Annotated in this window: 3 protein-coding genes and 1 pseudogene; 1 reads left to right on the forward strand and 3 read right to left on the reverse strand. The window is 67.9% G+C overall.

Annotated elements, in window-relative coordinates; genetic code table 11:
• Positions 1–65: 65 nt before the first annotated feature.
• The 3 genes from ABTY04_RS40720 to ABTY04_RS40730 all read right to left on the reverse strand — a co-directional run bounded on the left by ABTY04_RS40720 (position 66) and on the right by ABTY04_RS40730 (position 1,956).
• Positions 66–908 carry an ATP-dependent DNA ligase gene (locus tag ABTY04_RS40720; protein WP_352218475.1) on the reverse strand — a complete coding sequence of 281 codons (843 nt, stop codon included), beginning with the start codon at positions 906–908 and terminating at the stop codon, positions 66–68.
• A 128-nt stretch (positions 909–1,036) separates the two neighbouring features.
• Positions 1,037–1,624, reverse strand: coding sequence for a hypothetical protein (locus ABTY04_RS40725; RefSeq protein WP_352218473.1), 588 nt, complete (start codon positions 1,622–1,624; stop codon positions 1,037–1,039).
• A 2-nt stretch (positions 1,625–1,626) separates the two neighbouring features.
• On the reverse strand, positions 1,627–1,956 hold the full coding sequence (locus tag ABTY04_RS40730; RefSeq protein WP_352218474.1) for a hypothetical protein: 330 nt from the start codon (positions 1,954–1,956) through the stop codon (positions 1,627–1,629).
• A gap of 311 nt (positions 1,957–2,267) precedes the next feature.
• On the opposite strand from ABTY04_RS40730, the pseudogene ABTY04_RS40735 reads away from it, so the two are divergent.
• Positions 2,268–2,408, forward strand: a pseudogene (locus ABTY04_RS40735) (dihydrofolate reductase family protein); the annotation flags it as partial.
• Positions 2,409–2,627: the final 219 nt, after the last annotated feature.

A 2,627-nucleotide genomic window follows, 5' to 3' on the forward strand; every position in this document is an offset into this window, starting at 1 on the left:
TTGCTCGTATTGCTCTTCTTGCTCACTACCTGGAACTGCTTCCTCCGGGGCTGTCCGCCCCAGTATCAGGCTGTCCAGCTCAGAGGGGGAACTTCGCTGCTTCCCCACCCGGCGGAGAAGGACCACCCCGTCCATGGGTGGCTGCGCCGGGACCGGTGCAAATTCCCCGCGAGAGCCGTACCAGTTGCCCCGGCGAGGGTGGTGGTGCGGCCGATGTACTGAAAGCGCCCCTCGTCGTCGTACCTGCCCAGCAGCAGCGACCGAGGAGCGGCCGCAGGGCCGCTGAATGCGCCGACGACCGCCTCCGTCGTCTCGCGCGTCTTGTACTTCTGCCAGCCCCGCACCGCAGGACGATAGGGCTCGTCCAGCCGTTTGAAGACCACGCCTTCCATCCCGACCGGCGCCCACGTCAGCCACTCGCGCACCGTCTCCGCCTCGGTGGTCGACGGACACAGCACCCACGGCGCCGTCAACCGCCGTTCGGCGAACACGGACTCCAGCGCGGCCCTGCGCTGCTGGTACGGCCACACGGTCGTATCCGTTCCGGACAGCCGCAACACATCGAACGCAACGAAGTGCGCCGGCCACTCGCCTGCGGCCCGAGCCGCACCAGCGCCACGCCGGGCCAGCCGGTCCTGCAGCCGCTCGAACGCCAGCCGCCCCGCAGCGTCCCAGACGATCAGCTCGCCATCCAGCGCGGTCGCATCCGGCAGCTGCGCGGCCCCAGCCACGATGTCCGGAAACGCCGGCGCCATCTCAGAGCCGCTCCTCGAACGCAGCACCACCCGGCCCGCGTCGACGGAGACCAGAGCCCGGAACCCGTCCCACTTCGGCTCCCCGGCCCAGCCCGGCCGCAGAACACAGGCCGGGACGGCAACGGTCAGCATCGGCTCCGGCAACATCCACATCACGAGGGACCATTTCCCCCGAGCACTCCAGTGCTGTCGTTCTGCCGACGAGTCCAGCTAAGGGGTGAAGGCGGGAGAAGGACTGCGTCAGCGGGGCCCGTAGACGATGGGCACCGCTGACGCCAGCTTCATGCCTCGCAGTGATACTTCTTGGCGAGCTTGGTGGCGGCCTCCTGCACCACGGCCGCATTGTTGCGGATGGCGGGGGCGTCCCGGTCGACGAGGTCCGTCTCCTCCTCTTCCCCTTTTTTCGAGGGCGCCATGAGCGTCACCGTGATGTTCGGCGCCGTCGAGCCCATGCGGGCGGCACAGCTGGGGGGCAGGTTGGCCTCGGCCTTGTCGGGAAGCGCCCAGCCGGTGAAGCCGGGGCCGAGGGGGACGGAGTTCTTGGGCTTGTAGTGAGGGTCGTTCCGGTTGTCTTCGATGATCAGGGTGTAGACCCCTCGGGGGTGGTCGCTGTCCGTGTTGGCGCGCAGCACCTGGCACCCCTTGAACACCGCGTGATCGGTGCTCTTGCCCTTGCTCTCCCACTCCTCCGTGCTGACCTCGCCCCCCTTGCCGTCGTCGATCAGTTCCGCCGTCTGCCGGCTGAGCGCCCCATGACACAGCGTCTGCGGTAGCGGCGGCTTCTCGCCGTCAGGCCAGAAGCTCGCCGTCACGACGGCCACCCCGGCGGCGCCGAGCGCGATGGTCAGCGGCAGCCACTTCCTGTCCATGTCTATGGCTGTCCCATCTTCTTCTGGGCGTCCTCGATGCCCTGCTGGTACCAGTTCTCGGCAGTCGTCTGGAGACCGTCCTCATACTCGCCCGGGCTCGCGTCCAGCTCCTCCTGCGTGAGGCCCTTCTCGGTCGCCATCTTCCGCATCATGGCGTTCATCTGGTTCTCGCCGTTCTCGAAGTGGTTGACCATGTTCTTACGAGTTTCCTCGTCGACCTTGGCGTTGAGCTCGTTCATGTACCCGGCCGTGCCAGCGTCGACGGTGCGCTGGAGCGCGTCGCCGGCGATGGGGATGGCCGTCAGGGGTGCGCCGATGGCGTGGTAGTTCATCCTGGTTCCAGGCGTTGGTGTCCTTCTCCGCCTGGCCGAGGTCGTAGATGACGTCGCCGCGCACGCCGTCGAGGTGGCCGAGAACCGACGCCGACTGCTTGACCCAGGCGCGCATCTCGGGATCCTCCTTGCGGTACGAGTCCGGCGGGAAGCCGTTCAGTCCCTCGGCGATCACCACGCTCTGCGAGTGGTGCATGACACCGAACGCCTTGGGGTCCTCGGCGACGCCGCGCATGAGACGGGTGAGGTCGCCCCGCTCGATCGTGAGGTTGTTGAAGTCGGTCGGCCCGCCGTCGATCCCGCCACGTCCCGTGCACGTGGCGGTCGCACAGGTGGAACCCGGCTCTGGGAGTCGGCTGTGGGAGTCACCCGATGAGCTGCTTGATCGGTTACATCTCGAGGTCGTACCCAGCACGAGCGGCGTTGCACACCATCTGTTCTGGCGGAGGTGACACGAGACACAAACCCGGCCACCAACCCGGCGAACCGTCCCGGTCAGAGTGCTGGCGATCCCGGGTCGCCCGGTTTTCAGGAGGCGAATCAAGAACGTCGCCCCACCGATTCCGGGCCCTGATCCGCAAGCCGGATCAGGGGAACGCGACGGCGACCCGGTCCTCGCGGTCGTACGCGAGGTGCGGGGCGGCAGCGACGCCCGGACTCGGCCGACGGCT

Source organism: Streptomyces sp. NPDC097981 (assembly GCF_040302565.1).
Lineage (GTDB): Bacteria > Actinomycetota > Actinomycetes > Streptomycetales > Streptomycetaceae > Streptomyces.